Source organism: Nonomuraea sp. NPDC004186, from assembly GCF_053603495.1.
On sequence record NZ_JBSGFQ010000005.1, the window covers coordinates 52,788 to 79,327 of the forward strand.

22 protein-coding genes are annotated in these 26,540 nt (G+C 67.9%); 8 read left to right on the forward strand and 14 right to left on the reverse strand.

All coding sequences use genetic code 11. From position 1 onward, the window contains the following. Window positions 1–3 precede the first annotated feature (3 nt). Entirely contained in the window at window positions 4–651 is a 648-nt protein-coding gene (locus tag ACWEPL_RS05545) for an HAD family hydrolase (RefSeq protein ID WP_452435311.1), read from the forward strand. Here ACWEPL_RS05545 and ACWEPL_RS05550 read toward each other — a convergent pair. After that, window positions 648–1,202, reverse strand: coding sequence for a DivIVA domain-containing protein (locus ACWEPL_RS05550; RefSeq protein WP_350739033.1), 555 nt, complete (start codon window positions 1,200–1,202; stop codon window positions 648–650). The genes ACWEPL_RS05545 and ACWEPL_RS05550 overlap by 4 nt on opposite strands. Window positions 1,203–1,286: 84 nt before the next feature. Here ACWEPL_RS05550 and ACWEPL_RS05555 point away from each other — a divergent pair, with 84 nt between their 5' ends. Genes ACWEPL_RS05555 through ACWEPL_RS05565 form a run of 3 tightly spaced genes read left to right on the forward strand, consistent with a single transcriptional unit; the run spans window position 1,287 to window position 3,431 of the window. Further along, the gene (locus ACWEPL_RS05555; RefSeq protein WP_363962964.1) at window positions 1,287–2,018 is read left to right on the forward strand and encodes an ABC transporter ATP-binding protein; all 732 of its coding nucleotides are present in this window, start codon (window positions 1,287–1,289) and stop codon (window positions 2,016–2,018) included. Further along, window positions 2,015–2,686, forward strand: a complete 672-nt coding sequence (locus ACWEPL_RS05560; protein WP_452435312.1) for a hypothetical protein — start codon at window positions 2,015–2,017, stop codon at window positions 2,684–2,686. Before ACWEPL_RS05555 ends, ACWEPL_RS05560 begins: the two co-directional genes overlap by 4 nt. Before the next feature lie 31 nt (window positions 2,687–2,717). Then, complete coding sequence (locus tag ACWEPL_RS05565) at window positions 2,718–3,431, forward strand: SGNH/GDSL hydrolase family protein (RefSeq protein ID WP_363962960.1); 714 nt, start codon at window positions 2,718–2,720, stop codon at window positions 3,429–3,431. Window positions 3,432–3,466: 35 nt separating this feature from the next. Here the strand turns inward: ACWEPL_RS05565 and rlmN are convergent, their stop codons facing one another. Next, window positions 3,467–4,567 carry a 23S rRNA (adenine(2503)-C(2))-methyltransferase RlmN gene (gene rlmN / locus ACWEPL_RS05570; protein WP_452435313.1) on the reverse strand — a complete coding sequence of 367 codons (1,101 nt, stop codon included), beginning with the start codon at window positions 4,565–4,567 and terminating at the stop codon, window positions 3,467–3,469. A 120-nt stretch (window positions 4,568–4,687) separates the two neighbouring features. On the opposite strand from rlmN, the gene ACWEPL_RS05575 reads away from it, so the two are divergent. Beyond that, window positions 4,688–5,710 carry a suppressor of fused domain protein gene (locus ACWEPL_RS05575; RefSeq protein ID WP_363962956.1) on the forward strand — a complete coding sequence of 341 codons (1,023 nt, stop codon included), beginning with the start codon at window positions 4,688–4,690 and terminating at the stop codon, window positions 5,708–5,710. Here ACWEPL_RS05575 and ACWEPL_RS05580 read toward each other — a convergent pair whose 3' ends face one another. The 6 genes from ACWEPL_RS05580 to ACWEPL_RS05605 form a co-directional block, all read right to left on the reverse strand. Then, window positions 5,711–6,550, reverse strand: coding sequence for a phosphatidate cytidylyltransferase (locus ACWEPL_RS05580; protein WP_350739047.1), 840 nt, complete (start codon window positions 6,548–6,550; stop codon window positions 5,711–5,713). A gap of 323 nt (window positions 6,551–6,873) precedes the next feature. Further along, complete coding sequence (gene frr, locus ACWEPL_RS05585) at window positions 6,874–7,431, reverse strand: ribosome recycling factor (RefSeq protein ID WP_192790776.1); 558 nt, start codon at window positions 7,429–7,431, stop codon at window positions 6,874–6,876. Window positions 7,432–7,474: 43 nt separating this feature from the next. Beyond that, on the reverse strand, window positions 7,475–8,173 hold the full coding sequence (pyrH, locus tag ACWEPL_RS05590; RefSeq protein WP_219912434.1) for a UMP kinase: 699 nt from the start codon (window positions 8,171–8,173) through the stop codon (window positions 7,475–7,477). 207 nt (window positions 8,174–8,380) lie between these two features. Beyond that, window positions 8,381–9,214, reverse strand: a complete 834-nt coding sequence (tsf, locus tag ACWEPL_RS05595) for a translation elongation factor Ts (RefSeq protein WP_350739053.1) — start codon at window positions 9,212–9,214, stop codon at window positions 8,381–8,383. A gap of 994 nt (window positions 9,215–10,208) precedes the next feature. Further along, window positions 10,209–11,135 (reverse strand): 30S ribosomal protein S2, encoded by a 927-nt coding sequence (gene rpsB / locus ACWEPL_RS05600; protein WP_363962951.1) that lies wholly within the window; start codon window positions 11,133–11,135, stop codon window positions 10,209–10,211. A gap of 587 nt (window positions 11,136–11,722) precedes the next feature. Then, complete coding sequence (locus tag ACWEPL_RS05605; RefSeq protein WP_350739058.1) at window positions 11,723–12,331, reverse strand: ArsR/SmtB family transcription factor; 609 nt, start codon at window positions 12,329–12,331, stop codon at window positions 11,723–11,725. Window positions 12,332–12,859: 528 nt separating this feature from the next. Between ACWEPL_RS05605 and ACWEPL_RS05610 the strand changes: the two genes are divergently transcribed. Further along, window positions 12,860–14,566: an MFS transporter gene (locus tag ACWEPL_RS05610; protein ID WP_452435314.1), complete on the forward strand. Its 1,707-nt coding sequence runs from the start codon at window positions 12,860–12,862 to the stop codon at window positions 14,564–14,566. 85 nt (window positions 14,567–14,651) lie between these two features. Here the strand turns inward: ACWEPL_RS05610 and ACWEPL_RS05615 are convergent, their stop codons facing one another. Then, window positions 14,652–15,755: an epoxide hydrolase family protein gene (locus ACWEPL_RS05615; protein WP_452435315.1), complete on the reverse strand. Its 1,104-nt coding sequence runs from the start codon at window positions 15,753–15,755 to the stop codon at window positions 14,652–14,654. Between the two features lie 870 nt (window positions 15,756–16,625). On the opposite strand from ACWEPL_RS05615, the gene ACWEPL_RS05620 reads away from it, so the two are divergent. Further along, entirely contained in the window at window positions 16,626–17,789 is a 1,164-nt protein-coding gene (locus ACWEPL_RS05620; protein ID WP_452435316.1) for a murein hydrolase activator EnvC family protein, read from the forward strand. Window positions 17,790–17,857: 68 nt separating this feature from the next. Here ACWEPL_RS05620 and ACWEPL_RS05625 read toward each other — a convergent pair whose 3' ends face one another. Together ACWEPL_RS05625 and dprA are read right to left on the reverse strand one after the other, a co-directional pair. Then, on the reverse strand, window positions 17,858–18,751 hold the full coding sequence (locus ACWEPL_RS05625) for a tyrosine recombinase XerC (RefSeq protein WP_452435317.1): 894 nt from the start codon (window positions 18,749–18,751) through the stop codon (window positions 17,858–17,860). A 1,878-nt stretch (window positions 18,752–20,629) separates the two neighbouring features. Next, the gene (gene dprA / locus ACWEPL_RS05630; protein ID WP_363962943.1) at window positions 20,630–21,892 is read right to left on the reverse strand and encodes a DNA-processing protein DprA; all 1,263 of its coding nucleotides are present in this window, start codon (window positions 21,890–21,892) and stop codon (window positions 20,630–20,632) included. Between dprA and ACWEPL_RS05635 the strand changes: the two genes are divergently transcribed. Then, window positions 21,891–22,367 carry a hypothetical protein gene (locus tag ACWEPL_RS05635; protein WP_452435318.1) on the forward strand — a complete coding sequence of 159 codons (477 nt, stop codon included), beginning with the start codon at window positions 21,891–21,893 and terminating at the stop codon, window positions 22,365–22,367. The genes dprA and ACWEPL_RS05635 overlap by 2 nt on opposite strands. A 744-nt stretch (window positions 22,368–23,111) precedes the next feature. Here the strand turns inward: ACWEPL_RS05635 and ACWEPL_RS05640 are convergent. From ACWEPL_RS05640 to ACWEPL_RS05650, 3 genes are all read right to left on the reverse strand, one after another. Continuing rightward, a complete protein-coding gene (locus ACWEPL_RS05640; RefSeq protein WP_363962939.1) occupies window positions 23,112–24,647 on the reverse strand; it encodes a YifB family Mg chelatase-like AAA ATPase in 1,536 nt (511 codons plus the stop codon). Further along, complete coding sequence (locus ACWEPL_RS05645; RefSeq protein ID WP_452435319.1) at window positions 24,648–25,007, reverse strand: YraN family protein; 360 nt, start codon at window positions 25,005–25,007, stop codon at window positions 24,648–24,650. Between the two features lie 1,197 nt (window positions 25,008–26,204). Then, entirely contained in the window at window positions 26,205–26,528 is a 324-nt protein-coding gene (locus ACWEPL_RS05650) for a DUF2469 domain-containing protein (protein WP_026215037.1), read from the reverse strand. Between the last annotated feature and the right edge of the window lie 12 nt (window positions 26,529–26,540).

Consider the following 26,540-nt stretch of genomic DNA (forward strand, 5'->3'; position numbering starts at 1 on the left):
TCTATGCGATGGGTAACGTTCGACTGCTTCGGAACACTTGTCGACTGGCGGCACGGCATCCGCACCAGCGCCGAGCTGATCGCGCCGGGTCAGGGGGCGCGGCTGCTGGAGGCGTACAACCGGCACGAGCACGTCGTGCAGGCCGAGTCCCCGACACTCCGCTACCGCCACGTGATGGCCGAGGCGCTCCGCAGGGCCTGCGCCGACGAGAAGGTGGAGCTGAACGAGGACGACGCCCAGGTGCTGGGCACGACGATCCCGTGCTGGCCGGTGTTCCCCGAGGTGGGCGCCGAACTGTCGGCGCTGCGCGGCGCGGGCTGGCGCCTGGCGCTGCTCACCAACTGCGACCGCGACCTCATCGCCGGGACGCGGCGGCGGCTGCCCGTGGCGTTCGACGCGGTGCTGACGTCGGAGGACGTGGGCGCGTACAAGCCCGCCGACGCGCACTTCGAGACCTTCAGGCGCTCGTACGAGCCCACTCAATGGGTGCACGTGGCGCAGAGCTACTTCCACGACATGGTCCCCGCCCACCGCCTCGGCATCCCGCGCGTGTGGATCAACCGCCAGGGCGAGCGGCCCGCCGACGAGAAGATCATCCAGCAGCGGCTGCCCGACCTCGGCGGGCTGCTCTCCGTGGTCGAGAACGCCTAACGGCGCTGCTCCAGCACGTCCGCGATGCCGGCCAGGAAGGAGTCCACGTCCGCGATGAGGTAGCCGGACCGGAACAGCACCGTCGAGAACTTCGCCGCCCGCACCTCCTTGGCCGTCACCGGGAAGTCGGTCGTCCCGCGCAGGGTGGCCACGATGCGGTCCAGGAAGGCGTCGATCTCGTCCTCGTTGTAGCCGGTGCCCATGCGACCCGGGCGGAAGGCCACCCGTTCGACGCGGGCCGCCTGGGTCTCGAACCACTCCTCGCGCAGCATCTCGCCGGTCGGCTCGGCCATGGCGAGGCGTACCGGTCGCTTGGCCTGGGTCTCCAGCGCCACCACGAACGCCTCCAGGGCGAAGTCGACCGCGGTCTCGACATATCCGCCACGCTTGGCTCGGAACGTGGCCCGTCGCACGTCGTCCGCGCTGACGGGCTCCACGGTGGGCATGCCCCTGCCCAGGGTCGACTCGATCCGCCCGATCAGGGCGTCGACTTCGGCGGGGTCATAGCCTGAACGCATACCCATGACGCGTGGAAAGCGATTCAAGCCCACTCCTCTTGAGAACGTGCTGGGGGCGTCTCCATTGTGGGGCTCTTTATGCTAGCGATGCGACCCGACATATAGCGTTACGAGACCATGCGTCTGTCCAAGGTCTCCTTCCGCTACCGAAGACGTGATCCTTTCGTCATCGAAGACGTCGACACCCAGCTCGCCCCCGGCGATGTGATCGAGCTGACCGGCGTGAACGGGGCAGGCAAGTCGACTCTGCTCCGCCTCCTTGCGGGCCTCACCCGGCCCACGACCGGCACGATCGCCGGGCGTCCCGAGGTGGTCGGCTTCGCTCCCGACCGCTTCCCGACCGCCCAGCCGTTCACGGTCACGGCCTATCTGCGCCACATGTCCCGGGTACGCGGGGGCGCCCGCTGGGAGCCGTGGGCCGAGCGCCTGAACATGGGCCACCTCCTCACCGTCGCCCTGGGCGAGCTGTCGAAGGGCAGCGCGCACAAGGTCGGCCTGGTCCAGGCGCTGATGTCGGAGCCCGGGCTGCTGATCCTGGACGAGCCGTTCGCCGGGCTCGACGTGGACACCCGTGAAGCGCTCCCTTCGATCGCCGGCGAGGTGGCGGGCCGCGGCGGCATGGTCATCGTCAGCGACCACCAGGGCGGCCTGCGCTCGCTGCCCGGGATACGCCATTGGTCGCTGGTGGACGGCCGCCTCAAGGAGAGCACGACGGCGCCCGGCCTCGAACCGGTCGAGGACAGGGGGACGGTCGTGGCCGTCACGGTGCCCGCGTCCGAAGTCCACCACTTCCTCGCCAGGATGCGCGGCGAGGGTTACCTGGCCCGCGAGATCGAGGAGTCCGGATGATCGCCCTGGCCACGTTCCGGCTGGCCGCCTACATCCGTTCGCACCGCATGTTCCAGGCGCTCCTTCTGGCCTTCGCCATGCTGGCGATCCTCTACGGCAGCCGGGCGCCGCGCGGCGGCGAGGCCTCGGCCCTCACGGACGGCGCCGTACTGATCATCCCCATCCTGGCCTGGGCGACCAGGAGCCTCCTCGACACCGAGCCCGACCGGCAGCGCGAGCTGTCCGCGATCCAGGTGGGCGGACGGGGCAGGGAGGTGGCGGCGGGGTTGATGGCGGCGTTCGTGACATGTGTGGCGTTCGCGGCGCTCGGCATGGGCGCGGCGCTCCTGCTCGGCGTGAGCCAGGCTCCGTCGCGCGGCGTGCTGGCCGCCGCTCTCGTCCTGAACGCCCTGGCCGCGCTCACCGGCACCGCGCTGGGCGCCCTCACCAGCCGCGCGGTCATCAGCTCCCCCGCGCTTTCGATCATGGGGCTGCTGCTGGGGTTCCTGGCGATGCTGCTGCTCAGCTCCTCTCCCCTGCACTGGCTCACCGTCCCGCTCATCGCCTGGATGAAGGCGGCGAACGGGGGTCACCTCCTCGACCAGCTCCCCGAACTCGGCGCCATCACCCTGGTGTGGTGCCTGATCGGCCTGGGGACGTACGTGTGGCTCCGGCGTAGGGTAGGTTAGTGAGCACTTACTCACCCTAGAGGAGACGACGATGAAAATGATCTGCCTGGGTGACAGCATCACCCGCGCACAGGTGAGCGCCGACTACGTGGCCATGCTCCGCTCCCGGCTGCCCGAGGCGACCGTGATCAACGCCGGGGTCAACTACGAGCCGTCGTCGGAGACGGTCAAGCGGCTCGACGACGTCGTGAGCCAGGATCCCGACGTGGTGACCGTACTGATCGGCACGAACGACGCGAACTCCACGCTCAGCGGGACGCTCGCCAAGACCCTGCGCAAGCGCTGGAAACTCTCCGCGGACCCCACTCCGGAGGCCTACGCCGCAAACCTCACCACCATCGCCCGCCGCCTCCAGGACGAGACGATGGCCCGGGTGGCGATGCTCTCCCTGCCCGTCATCGGCGAGGAGCTCGACTCGGTCTCGGTGCGGCGGGCCGCCGAGTACAGCGAGATCGTCCGGCGGGTCGCGGCGGCCGAGGGTGTCACGTACCTGCCGCTCAACGAGCGGATGACGGCTTACCTGGAGGAGCGGGGCCGGGCTCCCGGCATCCGCTACCAGGCGGAGGGGCGGCTGGCGCAGACCGCCGCGATGCAGCACTTCCTGCTCGGCCGCAGCCTGGACGCCATCTCCAAGGGCCGCGGTCTCCAGCTCACCACGGACAACATCCACCTGAACAGCAGGGGCGCCGCCATGATCGCCGACCTGATCGAGGGCTTCGCGGCCCGCTCGATCGCACCCCACTAGCCCCGTTCCGCCTGGGGGAGCTCTTGGCGGGTGGGTTATTCGGCGGCCGCGAGCTGGCCGCAGGCGCCGTCGATCTCGCGGCCGCGCGTGTCTCGTACCGTCACCGGCACGCCGTGGAACTCCAGCCGCCGCACGAACGCCCGCTCGTCCTCAGGCCGGGAAGCCGTCCACTTCGATCCCGGGGTCGGGTTGAGCGGGATCAGGTTGACGTGCACGAGCTTGTTCCGGACCAGCTTGCCGAGCAGGTCGGCCCGCCACTCCTGGTCGTTGATGTCCTTGATCAGCGCGTACTCGATCGAGACCCGCCGCTTGGTCTTCGCCGCGTACGCCCACGCCGCGTCGAGGACCTCGGACACCTTCCACCGCGTGTTGATCGGCACCAGCGTGTCACGCAGCTCGTCGTCGGGCGCGTGCAGCGACAGCGCCAGCGTGACGGGCAGCCCCTCGTCGGCGAGCTTGCCGATCGCGGGCACCAGCCCGACGGTGGAGACGGTGACGCCCCGGGCCGAGATGCCCAGCCCGTGCGGCGCGGGCTCCACCAGCCGCCGCACCGCCCCGATGACCTGCTTGTAGTTGGCCAGCGGCTCTCCCATGCCCATGAACACGACGTTGTTCACCCGGCCGGGCCCGCCGGGCACCTCGCCGGCCGCCAGCGCCCGGGCGCCGGCGACGACCTGCTCGACGATCTCGGCGGTGGACATGTTGCGGGTGAGGCCGGCCTGGCCGGTGGCGCAGAAGGGGCAGTTCATGCCGCAGCCGGCCTGCGAGGACACGCACATCGTGACCCGGTCGGGATAGCGCATGAGCACCGACTCGACCAGCGCCCCGTCGAACAGCCGCCACAGCGTCTTACGCGTGGTGCCCCGGTCGGTGGTCATCTCCCTGACCGAGGTCAGCAGGTCGGGCAGGAGCGCGGCCAGCTTCTCGCGGGAGGCCGCCGGCAGGTCGGTCATCGCGCCGACGTCGGCGGTGAGCCGCTCGAAGTAGTGGCGCGAGAGCTGGTCGGCGCGGAACGCCTTCTCCCCCAGCTCGGTGACCGCGGCCCGCCGGTCGGCCATCGACAGGTCGGCCAGGTGCCGTGCGGGCTTGGCCCGCCGGGGCGCGACGAAGGTGAGCTGGCCTGGGGGCTGGGACACGTTCCTGCCTTTGCTTTGAGTGGCTGTCAATCAGGGTAATGAACGTTCGGATCGGAGGTGGCATTCCTGGTTACGGTACGGCTCGCATCGTGGCTGCCACCGGATCTACAGTCATCACGTATGGCGATTTTTCGGTCGGCATCTGGCGAGGGTGGCGCCGAGGTCGTTCTCGCCGCCGGTAACCCGTACGGCAGCCGGACGCTCGTGGTCGAGCGTGACGAGGACTCCTCGGTAGCTTACCTGTGCTCGCCCGACGGCACGGTGCACGGCGCCGTCTGGCTGGCCAACCATCGCCCCGCCCCGGCGGTGGTCGACCTGGCCCGCATCAACGCCGGCCTGCCGCCGCTGATGCCCAGGGCCAACACCCTCCACCCGGACGGCCGCAGGCCGCTCGGGCAGCTCACCGCGCTGTGGTTCGAGGAGGGGGACGGGGTCGCCCTGTACGAGGACGAGGAGCTGCTGGCGGTCATCCCCGGCTGGGCCGACATGAGCAGGGGCATGCCCGGCTACGCCCGCGACGCGGTGGGCGAGTCGCCGTTCGCGTGGGCGCTGTCTGAGGCTCTCGAAGGGCTGCAGCCCCGCCTCTCCAACGCCAGGTCCTACTGGGGCTGGCGGCACAGCGAGGGGTCGTGGCCGTCGTTCCAGCAGTTCGTGATGGGCCATCTGGACGGGGCGCTCGGTCCCGCGGGACGCTATTGGGACGCCAGCGGCGAGCGGCTGCCGACCGTCGGCATCACCGAACGGCCGCCGCATCAGGGCCGCGCCTACACCGTGCTGTCCACGGTGGGGATGAGCTGCCAGCGCATGCCCACGGTCGAGCAGTGGATCGACAAGCCGGGCGCGTACGCCAGGATCGAGCTGGCCGTGGCCACCCGCGAGGACCCGCGCGACGCGGCGCTGCTGCTGGTGTGGCTGTCGCAGTATCCGTGGCACTCGGTCACGTGGCTCGGCCACGGGCACACGGCGAAGTGGTATCACGAGCCTTCGACGTTCCCGTTGGGGCCGCGGTATTCGGGGGTCCTGATGCTGGCCAACGCACCCCACATGCCAGACATGTCAGGATTCGCGTTCGGGGGTGAGGCCGTACGGTGGCTCTGGCTCTCACCGGTCACCACCGAGACGCTGGAGGCGCAGCAGCGGTAGCTAGAAGAACAGCGTCATCAGCAGCCAGACCGGCACCAGCGTCGTCACCAGCGAGTCGAGCCGGTCCATCAGACCGCCGTGGCCGGGCAGGATCGTGCCCAGGTCCTTGATGCCGAGATCCCGCTTGATCATCGACTCGATCAGGTCGCCCACGGTGGCCAGCACCGCCGCCAGCGCGCCGATCAGCGCGCCCTGCCAGATGGCGCCGTGCATGAGCCAGACCACCAGCCACGCCCCGACGGCCGTGCACGCGATCACCGACCCGGCGAGCCCCTCCCAGGTCTTCTTCGGGCTGATCGCCGTCATCTTGTGCCGGCCGAACAGCACGCCCGCGAAGTAGCCGCCGATGTCGCTGGCCACGGTCACCGCGATGAAGATCAGCACCCGGTGGTCGCCGTCGTGGAGCCGCAGCATCATGGGCACGAACGCCGCGAGCATGGCGGGATAGAACAGCGTGAGCACCGAGGCCGACGCGTCCCGTACGTAACCGTCGGTCCCGTCGCTGAACATGCGCCAGACCAGGAGCACCAACGCGAACACCGCGAACGTGGCCAGCAGCCACGTCGGCCCGCCCCAGTACGCGCCCGCATGCATCGCCACCAGGCCCGCGAGCACCGGCACGGCGGGCACCTTGATCCCACGCGTGGCGAAGGCCTTGATCAGCTCCATCGCGCCGACGCCCACGGCAGCGGCGACCACCGGGAGGAACAGCTCCTTGATCGTGTAGATCGTGCCGATGACCAGCGCGCCCAGCACCACACCGACCGCGATCGCGGCGGGCAGGTTCCTTCCGGTACGGCCGCCGCCGCTCGAGCTGGTGTCAGCCGTACGTTCTTCCACAGAGTTTCTCCAAGAGCCACGGCCCCCGCCACTCGGGGCGAGGGCCGTTCAAGACCCGCTACCTGCGGCGGCCAGCCCAACGCGACCGCCGCAGGCCCAAGCCGCTACCCGCGACGACCGCCGCAGGCACGAACCCCTTACCCACGACAACCCGCCGCAGGCGCGAACCGCCGCCTACGACGACCCGCGGAAGTGCGAACCACCGCCTGCGACGACCCGCCGTAGGTGCGAACCGCCGCCTGCGGCGGCCGGCCCAACGCGACCACCGTAGGCCTGCTGCCTGCGGCGGCCCATCGAACGCGGTCCGCCGTGCGGCGTGCCGCTCAGACTTCGAGCAGCTCGGCTTCCTTGTGCTTGAGCAGCTCGTCGATCTTCGCGACGTGCTTCTGGGTGAGGTCGTCGAGCTCCTTCTCGGCCCGCCTGACCTCGTCCTCCCCCGCCTCGCCGTCCTTGATCATCTTGTCGAGGACTTCCTTGGCGGAGCGGCGGATGTTGCGCACCGACACCTTGGCGTGCTCGCCCTTGTTCCTGGCGACCTTGATGTACTCCTTGCGCCGCTCCTCGGAGAGCTCCGGGAACGTCACGCGGATCACCTGGCCGTCGTCGGTGGGGTTGACACCGAGGTCGGAGTCGCGGATGGCCTTCTCGATGGCGCCCATCGAACTCTTGTCGAAAGGCTGGATGAGCACCATGCGCGCCTCCGGCACATGGAACGACGCCAGCTGCTGGATCGGCGTCGGCGTGCCGTAGTACTCGGCGTTGATCTTGTTGAACATCGAGGGGGTGACGCGGCCCGTACGGATGGTCGCGAAGTCCTCCTTCGCGACCGAGACGGCCTTGTCCATTTTTTCCTCGGCTTCGAGGAGGGTTTCGTCGATCACAGCGGCTCCCTGTCTTCTAGCTGGCGGTGTCGGGCTCGCTCCCTCATTTGCCTGCGGGACTCACCAGCGTGCCGATTTTCTCACCGCGTACCGCTCGCAGGATGTTGCCCTCGCCCATGAGGTCGAAGACCACGATCGGCAGGTCGTTGTCCTTGCACAGGCTGATCGCGGTGGCGTCCATGACAGCGAGGTCGCGGAGCAGCACCTCGCCGTAATCAAGGTGGTCGAACCTGACCGCATCCGGATTTTTGCGTGGATCGGAGTCGTAGATCCCGTCCACCTGCGTTCCCTTGAGCAGCGCCTCCGCGCCGATCTCCAGGGCCCTCTGGGACGCCGCGGTGTCGGTGGAGAAGTACGGCGAGCCGAGCCCCGCGCCGAAGATGACCACGCGCCCCTTCTCGAGGTGCCTGATCGCGCGGCGCGGCAGGAACGGCTCGGCTACCTGCTGCATGGTGATGGCGGTCTGGACGCGCGTCTCGACGCCCCGCCGCTCGAGGAAGTCCTGTAGGGCCAGGCAGTTGATGACCGTGCCGAGCATGCCCATGTAGTCGGCTCTGGCGCGGTCGATGCCTCCTTGCGACAGGGTGGCGCCGCGGAACATGTTGCCGCCGCCGACCACGACCGCGACCTGTACGCCTTCCTTGACGGCCTCGGCGATCGAATCGGCCAGATGATCGACGATCACCGGATCGATGCCCAGCGGCTCGCTACCGGCGAACGCCTCTCCTGACAACTTCAGCATCACCCGCTTCCATCTGAGCGGGTTGTGCGGATTTTGAGATGAGGAAGCCGCCGTCCGTGTGGATTCGTGGGCTGGCTCCCGGTGGTCCTGCACGGCGGCGGCCTCCTTCGTTCGGTGAATCAAGTTCAGGCTGTCGGCTTGCTTCTTGCCTTGGCCGGGCGGCCCGCCTTGAGCGGCGGGCCTGCCTGGCCGGTTGCTTGCCTAAGCCTAAGCCTGACCGACCTTGAAGCGGACAAAGGCCTGGACCTCGACGCCGTTCTCCTCGGCGTACTTGCCCACGCTCTTCTTGTTGTCCTTGACGAAGGCCTGCTGGAGGAGGGTGAAGTCCTTGTACCAGCCGTTCACGCGGCCCTCGACGATCTTGGAGATGGCAGCCTCGGGCTTGCCCTCCTCGCGGGTCATCTCCTCGAAGAGCTTGCGCTCCTTCTCGACCACGTCGGCCGGGACGGAGGCAGCCTTGAGGTACTGCGGGGCCATCGCGGCGGCGTGCTGCGCGATGTCCTTGGCGACCTCGGCGTTCGGCTTGTCGAGCTGGATCAGCACACCGACGGCCGGCGGCAGCGCCGGGTCGGTCTTGTGCATGTAAGCACCGATGTAGCCGCCCTCGAGGACCGCGAACCGGCGGATCTCGATCTTCTCGCCGAGCGCGGCGTTGGCGACGTCGAGGTGCTCCTTGACGCTCTTGCCGTCGAAGGACGACTCGAGCAGCGACGCCACGTCGGCGGGCTTGGTCTCGAGGATGTGCTCGACAACCTGGGCGGCCAGCTCCTGGAAGCGCTCGCCCTTGGCCACGAAGTCGGTCTCGCAGTTGAGCTCGAGCAGCGCGGCAGCGGAGTCGCCGTCCTGCTTGAGCGCGACCAGGCCGTTGGAGGCGGTGCGGGCCTCGCGCTTACCTACGTCCTTGGCGCCCTTGAGGCGCAGGAGCTCGATAGCGCGGTCGAAGTCACCCTCGGACTCCTCGAGCGCCTTCTTGCAGTCCATCATGCCGGCAGCGGTGATTTCGCGAAGCCGCTTGACATCGGCCATGTTCACGGAAGCCATTGCTTTTCCTTGTGGGATTTCGTCGTCGTCGTGGATCAGGTGGGCAACGGCACGCCTGCTCACCCTTGGTTCGTACGGCGGGCGCTTGCCGTACGGAAGCCTTTGTCTTGCGTCAGCCTCTGTCTTGCGTTTCGGGGCCCGGCTCGCCTGGCATACTGCCCAGCCTCGCCCTGGCTTACCATCCTGGACCATCACCAGCCAGCACCGACGCCACCCGGCCGGCCCGCCGCGCCCGGTTCGGGCAAGCCCGCCCTCTCCGGCCCGGCCGGCCACCCTGGCCCGCTGAACTACCCGGTCCAACCCGGCCCGGTCATCCGTCCCGGTCACCCGGAACGACCCGGCTCACCACCGGCCCGGCCTGCGACCCAACCCTGGATCGCAACCCAGACCTCGGCTCACAACCCCAGCCCGGGACTCAGACCTGAGGCCCCGGCCCGGGACCCAGACCTCAGGCCCCGGCCCGAACCTCGGCTCAGGGCCTCGGCCCCGGGCCTTGAACCGCGACCTCACGGACCCGGCCCTGAACCGCGGCCCTTGAACCGCGACCTCACGGGCCCAGCCCTGGACCACGGCCCTTGAACCGCGACCTCACGGGCCCAGCCCTGGACCACGGCCCTTGAACCGCGACCTCACAGGCCCGGCCCTGGACCGCGACCCAGGCCTTTGACCTACGGCCCAGATCCCGGCTCACAGCCTCAGCCTCGGCATCGGCCCTGAACCTTGAGCCTCGATCTCAGCCCGGCTCTTGGTCCTTGCCTGACTGGGAAACGTCCTCGCCTGGCGATCACTCACCCGGCGAGGCCGCGGCCCCTCGCTCAACCGTTCACTTGTCTTCGTGGCCCGTTCCTTGCCCGGTCACGGCAGGACCAGGGACATCCCTCGTCCTGCCGTTCCGTTCGCCGGAGCAAGGCGCGCGCCCTGCCTGGTGGACTCTTCACCCACCCGACCGGGACGGGCCCGTACCTGGGAAACCCCGGGTACCTGAGCGCTGACGTCAGGCCTGCGGCTCGGCGTCAGCCTCAGGAGCAGCCTCCTCCGCGGGGGCCGCCTCAGCCGCAGGAGCGGCCTCAGGAGCAGCCTCGGCCGCGGGGGCGGGCGCCTCAGCCTCGGCCGGCGCCTCAGCCGGCGCCTCGGCAGCGGCCTCGCCGGTGCCCTGCTCGATGAGCTCGCGCTCCCACTCGGCCAGCGGCTCGGCGGCGGCAGGCTTCTCGTCACCGCGGGCGGCGCCGGAGCGAGCCATCAGACCGGCCGCGACACCGTCGGCGACGACCCTGGTCAGCAGACCGACGGCGCGAATGGCGTCGTCGTTGCCCGGGATCGGGTAGTCGACCTCGTCGGGGTCGCAGTTGGTGTCGAGGATCGCGACCACAGGGATGCCAAGCTTCTTGGCCTCGCTGATCGCGATGTGCTCCTTCTTGGTGTCGACGACCCACACGGCGCTGGGCACGCGGCCCATGTCACGGATACCGCCGAGCGTGCGCTCGAGCTTGTCCTTCTCGCGACGGCGCATGAGGAGCTCCTTCTTGGTGAGCCCCGAGCCCGCGACGTTGTCGAAGTCGAGCTCCTCGAGCTCCTTCAGCCGCTGAAGCCTCTTGTGCACGGTGGAGAAGTTGGTGAGCATGCCGCCCAGCCAGCGCTGGTTGACGTACGGCATCCCGACTCGGGCAGCCTGCTCGGAGATGGCCTCCTGAGCCTGCTTCTTGGTGCCGATGAACAGGATGGTGCCGCCGTGGGCGACGGTCTCCTTGACGAAGTCGTACGCGCGGTCGATGTAAGAGAGCGACTTCTGCAGGTCAATGATGTAGATGCCGTTGCGCTCGGTGAAGATGAATCGCTTCATCTTCGGGTTCCAGCGCCGGGTCTGGTGACCGAAGTGAACGCCGCTCTCAAGCAGCTGTCGCATGGTGACGACGGGGGCCATGTGCTGGTCCTCCAGGTCTTGGCGCCCTGCGGAAGGGCGCGGTTCTCGGTTGTGCCGCAGCAGCGCGTCGTCTGCCGCCCTGATGCCCCGAAACCCCGCCAGCCGGGCCCATGGCCCGGACCGATGGCGCGGTCCGCAGTGGGGCATGCGAAGTCGGCCTGTGGTCACAGGCCACCGAAAAGTCTACCTCCCGTACCAGCCCAGCCTGACCGTCAACGGTCAATCAGACATCCAGCTCTCCACCCCCACACCCACCCCCATCGTGATCACTCAGTCATCAAGGCACCAAACACCATCAACATCTGACATGCACCGCGCCAACACCGGCCGCTTCCTGCAACTCGACCAACGCCCGGCAGCTCACCCCCACGAACCGCCCGACCAAACCCGCGGACCAGAGCACGATTCCGCACGTCAACACCGCCTCAACCAGGCCCTCCGCCCACTCTTGGCCCTCCACCCGCCCTTGCCGAGAACCAGAACACGGTCCCGCACGCCAACCACCACCTCAGCCGCGGACCAGAGCACAATCCCGCACGTCAACCTCTGCCTCAACAGGCCCTCCGCCCACCCTTGCCGGTTCCACATCAGCCGGCCGCATCGTGATCCTCGGTAGGCAGCCCCGGCGTCGGCCTCTTCGCGACCGGGAAAAGGTTCAGTTGCGCTTCGGCGATCCTGGCCCCGCTCGGCGCGGCCTTCTCATCGCGATTGGCAATGAGGTACGGCTCGACCAGCTTCTCGATCGACTCGTTGAGCTGAGCCAGCTCCTCCGGGTCGACCCTGATCCGCATCCGGTTGAACCGGGTGACATCCCGCCACTCATCAGGCTCAGCCTCAACGGCCGCCATAGCGCGATCCGCCTCTTCATGCGCTTCCCGGCGGAACGCCAGCATCAGAGCCACCTTGGCATCCCGTACGTCCGGCTGGTCGCCCGGCTTGACTCCGACGCTGATCGGCTTGTTCACGCTCTTCCACAGCCGTTCCCTGCCGTCGCCACGCGGCGGCGCGTCCTCCACGAACCCGTACTTGGCCAGCATGCGCAGGTGATAGCTCGCGGCGCTGGGCGTGATCCCCGCGATCTCCGCCACTTCAGTGGCAGTGGCACTGCCCTCGAGACCCAGCCGATTGAGGATCATCAGGCGCGCCGGGTGGGCCAGCGCCCGCATCGCCCTGGGATCACTGAGCCCCTCACTCATGCCGCCAAGATTACCCGCCCCAAGGTGTGAAGCATTGCCTTCATAACTATGAAGGGATATCTTCACAGTTATGAAGCGTTCCCTTCACAACTCCACCATGCCCTGCACCAGCCAGAACGCTCGTCAATCACCCCAAACCACGCCCACCCACAGCCAACCAATACGTCCAATGCCCCGTCCCCCACCCTCACAACACCAACGCCGAAGCCACTCCCACCACCCGCGATCAACCCACCGGCCCGACGCTCCCCCGGGCCCACGGCCTGGGCAGCCACAACCGACGACGACCCAGACCACATCCCCCGCAAGCCATAACCAGCCAAAAGGCCCAACGACCAGGCCAACCCCCGCTCAGCCCAGCACCACCAAACGTCAACCCCGCACATCAGCCCAAGTGCCCATAACCACCAACCCACCTGGCCCTTACCGCCGCGCACCCCAGTAACAGCCACGAGGCCGGCGCCTAAGCCCGACCCCAATCAGCTCAGTCCATCCCTCCAGCCAGCCACGTCCGAGGCTGCAGGCGCCATGACCGAGACCGCCACGTCATTGACCGAGGATCGAATGCCTGACCGCAACCTCACTAACGAAAACCGCGCCCCTCACGACAACCACGCCGCCAGTGCGCACCACATCCCCCGGCGCCACACCCCCGACCCCAAGCACGCTGCTCGTGACGGCACCTCCGACGACCCCACCACCGATTCGAGCCACCATCACGCAACTCCCGACAGCACCCCCAACTCAAACCACGCCAGCCACGCAGCTCCCGACGACACCTCCAACGACCCCAGCACGAGCTCGAATCACCCCAACCCCGTAGCTCGTGATCACACCTCCAGCTCGAACCGCCCCAACCACGCGGCTCCCAACGACACCTCCGACTCGAATCACCCCAACCACGATGACCGCAGCTCAGACGCGCCCATCCCACTCAGAAAACAGCGCGACTACCGCTTCCTCTGGGCCGCCCGAACGATCTCCGTCACCGGCTCGGAGGTATCCAAGCTGGCCATCCCCCTGACCGCGGTAACCCTGCTGGCCGCCTCCCCCTCCCAGATGGGCCTGCTGACGGCCGCCGCCTCGGTGCCCGCCCTCGTGTTCGGCCTCCAGTCAGGCGCCATCGCGGACCGGCTCACCCGGCACCGGCCCCTCATGATCGCCTGCGAACTCGTCTCATGCGCAGCCGCCGCCACAGTCCCCCTGGCCTGGCTCCTCGACCTCCTCAGCGTCGCATGGCTGATCACCGTGGCCCTGGTGATCGGCGCAGCCGGCGTACTCTTCAGGGCCGCGAACTTCCCCTACGTGGCAGCAGTCGCCGCCCCTCCCCAGCGAACCGAGGCGATGGCCGGATTGAACGCCTCCTACTCGGTGGCGTCGGTCGGCGGCCCCAGCCTGGCCGGTCTCCTGGTTCAGCTCTTCACGGCCCCGCTGGCCGTGTTGGCGGAGGCATTGTCGTTCCTGACCTCAGCCCTCTTGCTCCGCGCCATCCGCACCCCGGAGAAGAACGAGCCGGCAACCTCCCGAGGCATGTGGAACGACGTCATGGAGGGCCTGCGGACCAGCGTCACCCATCCCGTACTCCGCGCTCTCCTGGGCGCAGGCGTCACGATCAACTTCTTCGCCATGGCGTACACGGCCATCTACATGCTCTACATGGTGAACGCGCTCAACATCCCCAAGCCCCTGCTAGGCGCCCTCATCGCCCTGAGCGGCATCGGCGGCATGCTGGGCGCCTGGATCACGGCCCGCCTGTCCAAGCGCTACGGCGAGAACCGCATCCTGCTCGTCTCGGTGCTCTTCTTCCCCATCGAAATCCTCGCGGTAGGCCTGCTGACCGGCCCCCTTTGGTGGAAACTCTCGCTGCTCGCCCTAACCGGAACGATCACAGGCGGCATCGTCGTAGCCTTCGCCACCTGCATGGGCGCCATCACCCTGCGCGAAACCTCCCCAGAGCTCCGCGGCCGGGTGAACGCCACCATGACTTTCGCAGTACAAGGCGTCCTGGCCCTCGGCGGCATAACCGGCGGCATCCTCGCCGAATTCATCGGCCTACGCCCGGTCATCCTCATTTGCGCAGCAGGCATAGCCCTGAGCGCCATCTGGATCTGGACATCTCCCCTACGCCCTCACCGCCAACCACGCCCCACCCGCCTGGCGAAACCCAGCAGCGAGCCGCCTGCATCCCAAACCATGAACTCCTTGATCGCTTGCAAACGCCACGCCCCTCGCTGACCCGCCACCCCTCAGACGTAGCCCAACCCAAGTCCCGAAACCAACAGATGGCGGGCGAAAGTGCGGTCGAGCCAGAGGCGTTTGATCACTTCAAACCCCCGAAGAAGACCCGCAGATCCTTCGCCAGCATCTCCGGTGCCTCCATGGCCGGAAAGTGTCCACCTCGCTCATACTCCGTCCAGTGGGCCTCGGCGGGCGGGTTGACGAGCTTGCGGACGGTGGGATCGGCGCTGAACACCGCGAAACCCTGCGGCACGGCCGGCGGCGCACCCCACTCGGAAGAGTGGGCCTGTTCGTACAGGAATCGAGCGGCGGAGATGCCAGAGCCGGTGAACCAGTAGAGGCTGGCGATCGTGAGAAGCTGATCCCGGTCGTAGGGCAGGTCGGTCGACCGCTCGAAGCTCTCTGCGATCCAACCGAGCTGCCCGGCGGGCGAGTCGTTGAGCAGGTAACCGATGTTCTGGGGGCGGGTGTTCTGGATCGCCAGATAACCGGAGCCGTCGGCGCGGAACTCGGCCATCCGCTCCAGGGCCGCCTGGTCGACCGGGTCCGCCGGGTCGAGCCTGTCAGCCATGCCGGGAAGGAACGTGGCCGTGGCCGCCGCCGTGTACGGATCGGTCACCGCATGAACGCCCACGACATGCTCGCCATCAAGGCCTGCCACCGCACCGGAGACGCCGGCGCCGATGTCGCCGCCGTGGACACCGTATCGGTCGTAGCCGAGCCGCCGCATCAGCTCTATCCAGGCCCGAGCGGTACGAGCCATCGCCCAGCCCGTCTCGCCCACCGGCGTGGAGAAGGCGAAGCCGGGCAGTGACGGGACCACCACGTGAAAGTCCTGCCGCAGGTGCTCGATCAGCATGGTGAACTCGGCGAACGCGCTGGGGTAGCCGTGAGTGAGCACCAGCGGCAGAGCGTCGGGGTTGCCGGATCGGACGTGCAGGAAGTGGATCCGCTGCCCATTGATCTCGGTGATGAACTGCGGGTACTCGTTGAGCCGCGCCTCGGCAGCGCGCCAGTCGTAACTCTCGGCCCAATACGCAACCAGCTCCTTCAGAAACTCCAGCGGCACCCCACGACTCCACCCGATACCGGGTAGTTCGTCCGGCCAGCGAGTCCGGGCCAGCCGGACTTTCAGGTCATCGACGTCGGGCTGAGGGACAGCAATGGTGAACGGCCGAATCTCCATCTGACGCTCCTTGTCGGCTTGAGTGTTCACCACGCTAGGAGCCAATGCGGCACACTTCCTTCCGCAATCCGCCGACGATTCAGCACCTGCGATCCACCCAGCAATCGCCGGCTCGGCAAAGCCCCGCCGGTTCCCCACTCACGCGCCCCGACCAGACCGTCCGGCGCGTGTCCCCTCCCCACTGACCTGCACAAGGCCAGAACCGGCAGCCTCATCATCGCAGCGCTTCATCCCGCCCCGAGCCGCCATCGAGCCAGTTATCCACAACCCATAAACACCTCGCCCGCTTCATCCCCAGAACCCCGTTCGTCTCCCAACCACCCCGGCGCGCTCAACCAAACTCGCGCCATGACCTCTCTCCCTCCCACCCCGGCAACCCACCCACCAGCATCAACAACCACCCTCACAGCCCAAAGAAGGCCCACCCACTCCCCAGAGCCCGACACCCCCCACCCCATCAGCGCCGCCACCCTGGGCAGCCTCCACCAAACACTCCACCCCAGCAGAACGCCTTACCCACCCAAGGCAACACAGAGCACCCCACCACCGCCCACCCACCAGTTCCCCAAACCGACCCAAGCTGCCGCATCATCTCCACCCCACCGCCCCCTCAATCCACCCCGAAAAGACGAACCACCCCCCACTCACCAAGCCCCCATTCCCAGCCAAGAACCCACACCTCCCCGTACTGGCCAGGCCCCCACCCCCAGGCAAAAGGCCATGCCGCCCCACCCTCGCCAAACCCCCACTGGCCAAGCCCTCACACCCAGGCAAAAGGCCACACCACCCCGCCCTCGCCAAGCCCCCGCACCCAGCCAAGAACCCGCACCACCCCGTACTGGCCAGGCCCCCACCGCCGGGCAAAGAGCCATGTCACCCCACCCTCGCCATGCCCTCACGGCGGCCCAGGGCACCCTGACAACACTGCTCTTCGCTGCCGCCGCGATCCTTCTTCTCCCCGCTCCCCCGGCGAGAGCATCTCCACCCACATGGCGCTGGCCACTCGACGGACACCCCCACGTGCTGCGCCGCTTCACCCCACCGCCCGAGCCCTGGCTTGCCGGACACCGCGGCATCGACCTGGCCGCTGCCCCATCCACCCCAGTCCTGGCAGCCGGCCCCGGCACAATCCGCTTCGCCGGCCCCGTAGCCGGAAAAGGGGTGGTCACCGTCGAGCACGAGGGCGGCCTCCGTACGACGTATCTCCCTGTCAAGGCGTCCGTACGGCGAGGCCAACCCGTCGCCCCGGGATCCAGGCTCGGCGTCGTAGAAGCCTCACCAGGCCACTGCCGGGAATCTTGCCTGCACTGGGGCCTCCGACGCGGCACCCATTACCTCGATCCCCTCCTGCTCCTGGGCCAGGCGACCATCCGCCTCCTCCCCTTCTGGCACGAAGACGAGAACCCGCTCCCGCCCGTGCATGAGCACTCTCTACGGGATGTCGACGAGCACGAGCATTTCCTCCAACCGCCAGCCGAGGAGACCACCAGACCGCTCACCACACAGCCACAAAGATCCCCAGCCATCCTCGGCCCTGCACCACCAGCAACGCCAAGAGCCCTGGCCGCCACCCCACTCACCCTCACCTTGATCAAGTACGGGACCCACAGCCTGCCCCGGCACACCCCATCGCCAAGCCGTCACGACAGCACGCCAAGCCAGCGCCACCCCCTGGCAGCCGCCGGCTCCTTCACTCCCACCACCTCACGCCGGAGACACCACCCCGCTCTCGCCACCCCGACGCTCGACTTCCTGACCCGCTCGGCCTCGACCACCACCACCACATCGGCAATTGGCCTCGGCACCCTGCTAGGGATAGGTCTCCTGATCACAGCCCTGCGCAGCCACAGACGTACTCGAACAGACCACCGGACCCGAAGAAGGGGCCAGCACCGCGCTACTACGGGAGAAGAGCACGGGCCCGCGGACACCGGCGCCGGGCATCGTGGTGAGAAACACCCAGCGCCCAGCCGCCCCACAACCACCCACGCGAAGTCCGGCCGCCACCGCAAATCCGCACCCGACAGAAATTAGAAGATCATCCGACGACGCATCCAACCAACCATCGACGTACTCGCACGCTTGATCATCGCTATCCCTCGTCAGGCCCTCGGATGCGCCTGTCGGTAAGCCGCCCGCAGCCGCTCGATCGAGACATGCGTATAGATCTGCGTGGTGTTCAGAGACGCATGGCCAAGCAACTCCTGAACACTCCGTAGATCCGCACCACCCTCAAGCAAGTGAGTCGCCGCACTGTGCCGCAACCCATGCGGCCCCATGTCCGGAGCCCCCTCCACCTGAGCCAGCCGCGCATGCACGACCCGCCGAATAGTCCCCGCATCGATGCGGCCACCCCGTACCCCAAGGAAGAGCGCAGCCCCTGACCGCACCCGAACCCACAACGGCCGCCCATGAATGCACCACTTGTCCACCGCCCGAAGAGCAGGCAGCCCAAAGGGCACAGACCGTTCCTTGCGCCCTTTTCCCAGGACCCGGATGACATGCCGATCCCGATCCACGTCATCGACGTCGAGCCCGCACAACTCACTCACCCGCACACCGGTGGCGTACAGCAACTCAAGAAGGGCTTGATCTCGAAGTTCCTTCGGCTCCCCAGCCGAGGGCACCTCCAGGACAGCCTGCGCCTGCTCCGGAGCGAGAACAGCAGGCAACGGCCGAGCCGCCTTCGCGCTGCCCAGCAACAACCCCGGATCGGCCGCAAGCCAGCCGCGGCGGTAGCAGTAGGCGGTAAAGGTACGAACGCAAGCGGTCCGCCGCGCCAGCGTGGCCCGAGCCTTGCCGGCCCGATACTGCTCAGCCAGCCACTCACGAAGCACCCCGATATCAAGCCCTTCCAGCCGCCCATCCACATGATCAAGCAAGGAGTTCACGTCACTCAGATAGGCCCGCACCGTGTGCTGCGAAAGATCCCGCTCAATCCGCAGATGCCGCCCGAACTCCCCCACCACTTTTTCACGACCGACACCCCCACTCATCCCAGAACCCCCACTCCGATCCCTCCCACTGCCAAGCCATGACAGGCAGGAAAAACTTCACCCGCCACTCAAGCTCAACCCCATCCCAGGAACAACTCATAACCACCGGAGTCAGAACAACACCTCACCTCTCAACCAGGAGCCAACCCTGCCCGTGGTCAACCAGCACCTGGTTTGCCCTGTCTCAGGTCAATTCGCGTCAGGTTCGCCAGCCCCGGTGGTGCCCAGAACCCGATTCCGCGCCAGGCCAGGCCCTCGACCGGGGCCCGCAGCTGTCCATCCCGTTCCGCCACGAGCACGAACCCCGCGACCAGCGTCACGGGCAGCGCCCCGAGCTAGCGGCACCTCGGAGACCCGTTCGACGTCGGCCAGGTTGCGGGTTCTCGTAGGTGCCGTGGTGAACGGCTCCGGGGCCCTCCACCCTGGCATGGACCACCTCCACTCAACCCGGGGCGCACCAGCGACTCCACCGAAGTCGGGGCACACCAAGGCCTCCATCGAAGTCGGGGCGGTTCACGCTGCCTTCCCGCGTTGAGCCGACCCAGCACTATGGAGTGGAGTCACACCGCCTGGCCGCGCATCTTCGCCCTGGACCCTTTCGGCCATGACAGTAGTAGGCGCAGTGCCGCCTCAACTTGATCGTGGTTTGCACCATAGGACCAAGCGAATCGAACGACCGCTCACGAGCGTGGAGGTGGAAGTTCAAGAGCGAGGAGCTGGGAAATGGTGACGGCCATCGCTTGCTCCTTCGAGGGCCTAAGTCGAGACCGAAGGAGAGCAAAGCGATGGCCGCAGACATCAGTCTGCCCCGCGAGCGCTGGTTCGCGAAGGGGATCTGTAACCGGTGACCCCGACTTTGTCGCAGCCTATGATCAATGCTCTGACCAGCACAGACAAAGCCCTTCACATCCCTGATTTCACTGACATCTTCGTCGTTCCGCTGACATTCACCAGTTGAAGCGGCCGACATTTAAGCGTGGAGAAAACCTCCCTCAGCCCCACTGCGTCCACCGACTCCTGGACGCCGGGCGCACTCTCCGGCGGATCAGCGGACGCGCGGTCTGAGGATGTGGTTGAGGCCGCGAGGGAACGCAGCGATAGGTGCCGGCAAAGACTGAGAGCACTTCAGAAACGACGGACTCTGGAGCATCTATGCGCTCCTCGAAAACAAGAACGCCGGGCGCGGCGGGACTCGAATGCGTGGCGGCGGCCCGGGCGCGGGGTTACGTCCCGCGGAGGCTGACTTGCAGGAGTATGTTCACCTGCCTCCATGTCTCAGCGGCGGTGACTTATGGCATCGCCCGAACGGACACCCTCGCCTCGTACCAAACGGTCTTAGCCGGTCAGACAATTGTCCCCACCCACCGCCCAGCCCACTGCATGGACGAACTCGGCGGTCTTGTCCGGACCGGAGTTGTCCGTCAGACGGCGACACACCGTCCAGCCCCCGCCGGCCGCCGTCCAGCCGACGTCCAGCCCACCGCAAACCAGCCCACCGTCCAGCCGACGTCCAGCCCACCGCCGACCGCCGACCGCCGACCGCCGACCGCCGACCGCCGACCGCCGACCGCCGACCAGAGCATCGCGGGCCGCTACCCACGTGACAAGCCGTTGCCCAGTTCTCAAGGCTCCGTCGCGTCGGACGCCATCCCCGTACATCACAGCCGACTGTCGGCGCATGGTTGGCAGCCTGACAGGCCATTCCCGGCCCAAACTGGCGGGCCATTCCGAGCCCAAACTGGCGGGCCATTCCGAGCCCGAGCTGGCGGGCCATTCCCTGCCCGAGGGCCCTGTACCGATCGGGCAGCAGTTTCTCGGGCCGTAGCGGCCGTCGCATTGGCTCGGTCCGGGCGCTTTCAGAGGTGGATTGATTGTGCCTCAGCGCCAACCGTGCTGCTCGGGCTCGAGGGGGAAGTCGTCGTCTGGGAACGGGGGGTCGTCGGATGCGTCGGGCTCGGGGATGGCTGGGGGTTCTGGGGCTGCGGAATCGGGGGCTTTGGGGTAAGAGGCGAACTGTTTGCGGAGGCGCCAGCCGTTTGTGGTTCGTTCTATGTAGCCCGCGGCTGCTAGGCCGCCCAAGGCGCTCAGGGTGGCGTCCAGGCTTAGCCCTGCGGCGACCGCTATGGACGCAGGACCTGCGCCGCCTCGGCTGGGGATCGCGTCGAGGACTTTTCGGGTGGGTTCGTTAAGTTTGTCTCTGGGGACTGCAGGAGCTCGGGACTGAGAGGCCAGGTCGTCGCCTATTACGCCGACCAGGTCGATCATTTCCTCCGGAGAGGTTACGCATACGGCTTTGCGATCGCGGAGAAGCTTGTGGCAGCCGGCCGACATGCTCGAGGTGACCGGGCCAGGGACGGCCGCCAGGTGTCTGTTGAGCGATACGGCGTGGGCGGCTGTGTTGAGGGCTCCGCTGCGTAGGGCTGCCTCGACCACTACCGTCCCCCTCGACAGGGCGGCTATCAGGCGGTTTCTGATGAGGAAGCGGGCTCGGGTGGGGTGGACGCCGGGCGGGCATTCGCTGATCACGACGCCCCGATCTCTAACGGCGGCGAACAGGACTTCGTGGCTCGCCGGGTAACAGATGTCCACACCGCAGGCCAGGACTACGACCGTTGGTGCGTTGGCGGCCAGGGCTCCTCGGTGAGCCGCACCGTCCACACCGTGCGCACCGCCCGACACGACGGTCCAGCCCGACTCGCCGAGACCGACGCCGAACTCGGCTGCGATGTGGGTGCCGTACGACGTGGCGGCTCGCGCTCCGACGACCGCCACCGACTTGAGACAGGAGAAGCGCAGGTCGGCCGTGCCATGAAGCCACAGACCGAGGGGGCGGCCAGGGCCTAGTTGGTCGAGTTGGGTGGGCCATTCCGGGCTTCCCGGGGTGACCAATCGGGCTCCGGACCTTTCTCCGTTTTCGAGGTCTGCTGCTGGGTTGGCCGCTGCCAGGCGGGCGTGCCAGGCATTGAGACGGGCGGTGAGGTCAGGGGGACGATCTTGGTGGGCTTCCTGAGCCCGCTTGACTTCCTGGGCTACGAACTCTGGTGGCAGAGTGCGGGCGCGGATCGCCTCCACTACCGATGAGGCCCCGTACAGCATCACTAGACGGCCCATGATGGGGTCGCCGACGTCCGCCGCCCTCATGAGCGCGGCTCTGGCCTCAGTTTCGCTTCTGGCCGAGGTTGAGGCCGAGGTCGATGTAGTGGCCGATGTAGTGGCCGATGCAGCAACCCTGGCCGAGGGGGCAACCGTAGCCGAGGGGGTGATGGCGGGCGAGGTGGCGACCGCAGCCGAGGTACTGGTCGTGGGCGAGGTGGTGATCGCGGGCGAGGTGGTGATCGCGGCGGTGTTAGCGGTGGTGGTCGGGATGACGATCGTGGACGGTGCGGTGGCGACGTTGGCTGGAGCGGGGGATGTGGTGGCTGGCGCCGGAGCGGTGGATGGGGTGGAGATCGTGGCTGGGGCGGCGGTGGTGGATGGGGTGGCGGTAGTGGATGGGGTGGCCCTAGTGGATGAGGTGGCGGTAGTGGTTGTGGGCGAGGGCAACGGCGGCGGCGACGGCGCGGCAAGTCGGGGCGAAGTTGTGGATGTGGTCTGGGCGGTGGTCCTCCCCGTCTGAGGCCTGATCACGGGCTGATGCTTGGTTTCGCTTTCGGGCTTGGTTGCGGGCTCATGCTGCGTATCGCTGACCGTTGGGGTGGTGCTGGTGGGCTCAGGCGTTTCCCGCAGCTGATCGACGGGAGTAATGCCGGCGTCGACGGCGACGCCCTCGCCCATGCCAGTGGCGGTTTCTGTGGCAGTGCCAGCGCTAGTGCGGCTTGTGTAGGCGACTGTGGCGGTGCCATTGCCTGCGCTGATGGCGGGGGTGACACCCGTTTCGGCGGAGGTGGGGAGGCTCGTGCAGGCGACAGCGGCGGTACCCAGTTCCCCGAGCGTATCGGGGCTTGTGCAGGTGGTCGTGGCCATGGCGGTACCCGTGTTGGCGGCCGGAGCGGTCTCGGCGGCTGCTGGAAGATTGTTGGTCAAGGCTGTTTCGGTAGGCGCATGGGTCATGCCGTGGTCCGGATGGGGGCTTTGTGGAGCGTCTGACCGCGGTAGGCCAGGGGTAGCGGCTGGTGGGGGTACGAGGGGTCTGTCAGCTTCCGGGATTGAGCTGGGCATGAGGGCTCCTGGAGGGATGGGGTGGGCGATGGCGAGAGCTGAACGGGATGAAGACCTGGTCGTAGTGCGGGAGCAGGTCATGGTGCCGGAGCGCGTCGTAGTGCCAAAGCACGTCGCGGTGCCAAGCACGTCGTGTGCTGGAGCACGTCGCGGTGCTGCATGGGGCGCGTGTGGGGTGGTGGGGTTGGGTTTGGGGTGGGTGTTAGGACTTCACCCCTAGCCAGAAGCTGAGGGCGGCGTTGGTTTCGTCCTCCTCCGGGGTGTCCTTGTCGGCCAGGTCGGCGAGGGTCCATGCGACGCGTACGACGCGGTCCAGGCCGCGGGCGGTGAGGGTGCCGGAGTCGAGGCAGGACGTCATGGGTTTCATGGCCTCGTTGGACGGGCGGTAGTCGGAGTGGAGCAGGGAGGAGGGGATTTCGGCATTCGTGCGCCAGGGCGTGCCGGTCAGGCGTTTGGCGGCGCGTTCGCGGGCCAGGAGGACGCGTTCGGCTACTGTCTTGCTCGTTTCTACGAACTGGCGGTCGGCCAGGAGTTCGCGTCTGGACGAGCGGACCACGGTGACCTTCATGTCTATGCGGTCCAGGAGCGGGCCGGAGAGCCTGCCCAGGTAGCGGCGCTTGATCGTGGGGGTGCACTTGCAGGTATCCCCTTGGTCCTCGGCCTGGGCGCACGGGCAGGGGTTGGCGGCCATGACGAGCATGAACCTGGCCGGGAACGTGACCGAGCCCGCAGACCTCGACACCGTCACGCGGCCGGACTCCAGAGGCTGCCGGAGGGCGTCTAGCACGTGGCGGGGGAACTCGGGAGCCTCGTCCAGGAAGAGGACGCCTCTGTGGGCGAGGGAGACCGCTCCTGGACGTACGATCGCGCTGCCTCCGCCGATGATCGCGGCGGACGTCGCCGTGTGATGAGGGCTGACGAACGGGGGTCTGCTCATCATGGGAGCGTTCGGCGGCAGGGCGCCCGCGACGGAGTGGATGGCCGTGACCTCCAGGGCGTGGTCGAGCTCCAGGTCCGGCAGGAGGGTGGGGAGGCGTTCGGCCAGCATGGTCTTGCCGGTGCCCGGCGGGCCGAGCATCCAGAGGTTGTGGCCGCCTGCCGCGCACACCTCCAGAGCCCGTCGGGCGACCGGCTGGCCCACGACGTCCGCAAGATCCACCGTCGTGCCGTCGGTGGACTTGGGCAACTCGGCGCACTCCTCGACCCGGGGCTCGGGCTCGTCGTCTCCCCTGCGCAGCCACTCCACGAGCTGGCGGAGGTGCGAAATCGGGATCACTTTGACGTTGGGCACCAGGGCGGCCTCGGCTGAGTTCGCGGCGGGGACGACGACTGTGACGTCACCGTGTTTGGCCGCACCGAGGATGGAGGGCAGCACGCCGCGTACAGGTCTGATGCGGCCGTCGAGGCCGAGCTCACCCAGGAAGAACGGCTCTGCGATGCGCTCGGCCGGGATCACGCCAGCGGCGCCCAGAATGGCCACGGCTATGGCGAGATCGAACTGGGAACCGCGCTTGGGGAGGCTGGCCGGGAAGAGACTGACGATGATGCGGGCGTCGGGCCAGGGATAGGCGCTGTTGACCATCGCGGACCTGACCCGATCTCGGGCCTCGCTGAGCGCCGTGTCGGGGAGGCCGATGAGGTGGATGCCGGCCAGGCCGTTGCCCACGTCCGCCTCGACCTCGACGGTGCGGCCGGCGACTCCGATCACGGCCACGCTGCGCGTACGGGCCACGGCCATCTAGATCGCCCCCCGTACGTGACTCAGGGCGAAGTCACCGGCGAAACGCTCGAGGGCGACCACGTCCACCCGTACGGTGCGGAACGTGCGCGGCTGCGCGGCCAGCCACTTGGCCGCGAGCATCCTCAGCCTGGCCAGCTTGACTGGGCTCACGGATTCCAGGGCTGTGCCGTGAGATCTGCCCGATCGGGTTTTGACCTCGACAACGACCAGGGTGGCGCCTTCTTCGGCGATGATGTCGATCTCGCCGTGGCGGCAGCGCCAGTTGCGGGCGATTATCTGCATCCCCTCGGCCTCCAGGTAGGTCACCGCTACCTGTTCGCCTTGTTTGCCGAGGGCTTGGTCGTGTTTCGCGGCCATATGCCACCTCCGTCGTCGGTCTGGTGCTGGTCCGGGCACCGACTTTCGTGGATGAGGAGTGGTGGGGGTGGGGCCGAACGGGGTTCTGGGGATGGTGGGAGTGGGTCAGGGCTCGGTTGTGGATAGCGGGGTTGCGGACGGGCGGGGTTGCGGACGGGCGGGGTTGCGGACGGGCGGGGTTGGATGGCGCGGTTTTGGGTCCGGGGATGGGTGGGGGCTGAGGCTCGGCTGTGCTGGTCGGCGGGTGGCTCGGTCGCACGGGCCCACGCGGTGGGGGGCCACGGGTCCGCGGACGAGGCTCGGGTCAGGCAGGGGCCGACGGTCTGGGGGCCAGCGGTACCGGCCAGCGGTCTGGGGCCGTGGGTCCGGTTCGTCGGGCGAGGGTTTGCAGTGCCAATGGCTGCGGTGTCTGGCTTTCGGCCAGTTGGTCGCATGTGGGCATAGGTGGTGGTGGCTGTGGGCACGGTGCCATGGCTCGACGCGGTGCCGGGGGGCGGTGTGGTGCCGGGGGGCAGCGTGGTGCCGCGGATGACGCGGGCCGTGGGGGCTGTGGGCAGTCCTGCGGGTATATGTGGGTTGCCGCGGCTGTGCGTTATCGCGGCTTGTGGCGGTGGATTGCGTCGCTCATCGAGCGAGGGGCAGCACGGGCACGCAACGGCCGATGCAAGATGGCAGCTTGGGGGCCTGACTGATGACGCTCGTGGGAGTGGTCCGCGGCGTCAGTCGACCTGACCGGCGCACCAGGGTTGGCGGCTGGCTCACAGGGGTCGATGCGGGTGGCGGTTTGGGGGCTGTACGCCGCGTTGAGCCATCCGGGCGCCACAGCGCCGACATGAGGCCTTCTGGGACGCGATAGGGCGCAGTGGGCTCATGAGCGTGGGTACGCGGCGCTGGCCGCCTCGCATGGCGCACGGGACGGCTTGCCGGGGCAGTGCACGGTGACGGCTTGCCGGGACAGTGCACCGTAGCGGCTGACCGGTTCCAGCCCTCAGTAGCGGCTGACCGTTGCAGTCCCATGGTGACGGCTCGCGGTTACAGTCCACGGCGGCCGTTCCCCGGTGGGAAGCACGCGTGTGGCCCGCGAGAGGTGTCTGTGGCGCCTGGTGGTGAGGTTGTGGGGCGCGTGCTGGCTGAGCCCGTCCAGGGCCGTCCCGCCGGCGGCCGGTCAAGCTGCGAGAGGGTACGGCCCCCGCCTCGTTACCCCGAGAACCCCTCCTTGGGCATCTCGAGGTCCGCCTTGGCCAGTTCTTCCACATTCACATCTTTAAACGTGACCACCCGAACGTTCTTCACGAACCGCGCCGGCCGGTACATGTCCCACACCCAGGCGTCCTGCATCTTCACGTCGAAGAAGACGTCGCCGTTCTCCGCGGTACGGACGTCGAGGTCGACCGAGTTGGTCAGATAGAACCGACGCTCGGTCTCGACCACGTATGTGAACAAACCGACGACATCCCGGTATTCGCGGTAAAGCTGCAGCTCCATCTCGGTTTCGTACTTTTCGAGATCTTCTGCGCTCATCGCGGTCCTCCT

Bases quoted from the DNA above. Each gene is read 5' to 3' on its own strand.
- rpsB (WP_363962951.1), bottom strand. From the start codon at position 11,135: ATGGCCCCCGTCGTCACCATGCGACAGCTGCTTGAGAGCGGCGTTCAC.
- ACWEPL_RS05620 (WP_452435316.1), top strand. From the start codon at position 16,626: ATGTCACCCCACCCTCGCCATGCCCTCACGGCGGCCCAGGGCACCCTG.
- ACWEPL_RS05575 (WP_363962956.1), top strand. From the start codon at position 4,688: ATGGCGATTTTTCGGTCGGCATCTGGCGAGGGTGGCGCCGAGGTCGTT.
- dprA (WP_363962943.1), bottom strand. From the start codon at position 21,892: ATGAGGGCGGCGGACGTCGGCGACCCCATCATGGGCCGTCTAGTGATG.
- ACWEPL_RS05635 (WP_452435318.1), top strand. From the start codon at position 21,891: ATGAGCGCGGCTCTGGCCTCAGTTTCGCTTCTGGCCGAGGTTGAGGCC.
- ACWEPL_RS05625 (WP_452435317.1), bottom strand. From the start codon at position 18,751: ATGAGTGGGGGTGTCGGTCGTGAAAAAGTGGTGGGGGAGTTCGGGCGG.
- ACWEPL_RS05565 (WP_363962960.1), top strand. From the start codon at position 2,718: ATGAAAATGATCTGCCTGGGTGACAGCATCACCCGCGCACAGGTGAGC.
- ACWEPL_RS05560 (WP_452435312.1), top strand. From the start codon at position 2,015: ATGATCGCCCTGGCCACGTTCCGGCTGGCCGCCTACATCCGTTCGCAC.
- ACWEPL_RS05545 (WP_452435311.1), top strand. From the start codon at position 4: ATGCGATGGGTAACGTTCGACTGCTTCGGAACACTTGTCGACTGGCGG.
- ACWEPL_RS05615 (WP_452435315.1), bottom strand. From the start codon at position 15,755: ATGGAGATTCGGCCGTTCACCATTGCTGTCCCTCAGCCCGACGTCGAT.
- ACWEPL_RS05605 (WP_350739058.1), bottom strand. From the start codon at position 12,331: ATGAGTGAGGGGCTCAGTGATCCCAGGGCGATGCGGGCGCTGGCCCAC.
- ACWEPL_RS05640 (WP_363962939.1), bottom strand. From the start codon at position 24,647: ATGGCCGTGGCCCGTACGCGCAGCGTGGCCGTGATCGGAGTCGCCGGC.
- ACWEPL_RS05610 (WP_452435314.1), top strand. From the start codon at position 12,860: ATGACCGAGACCGCCACGTCATTGACCGAGGATCGAATGCCTGACCGC.
- pyrH (WP_219912434.1), bottom strand. From the start codon at position 8,173: ATGCTGAAGTTGTCAGGAGAGGCGTTCGCCGGTAGCGAGCCGCTGGGC.
- tsf (WP_350739053.1), bottom strand. From the start codon at position 9,214: ATGGCTTCCGTGAACATGGCCGATGTCAAGCGGCTTCGCGAAATCACC.
- ACWEPL_RS05645 (WP_452435319.1), bottom strand. From the start codon at position 25,007: ATGGCCGCGAAACACGACCAAGCCCTCGGCAAACAAGGCGAACAGGTA.
- ACWEPL_RS05555 (WP_363962964.1), top strand. From the start codon at position 1,287: ATGCGTCTGTCCAAGGTCTCCTTCCGCTACCGAAGACGTGATCCTTTC.
- ACWEPL_RS05650 (WP_026215037.1), bottom strand. From the start codon at position 26,528: ATGAGCGCAGAAGATCTCGAAAAGTACGAAACCGAGATGGAGCTGCAG.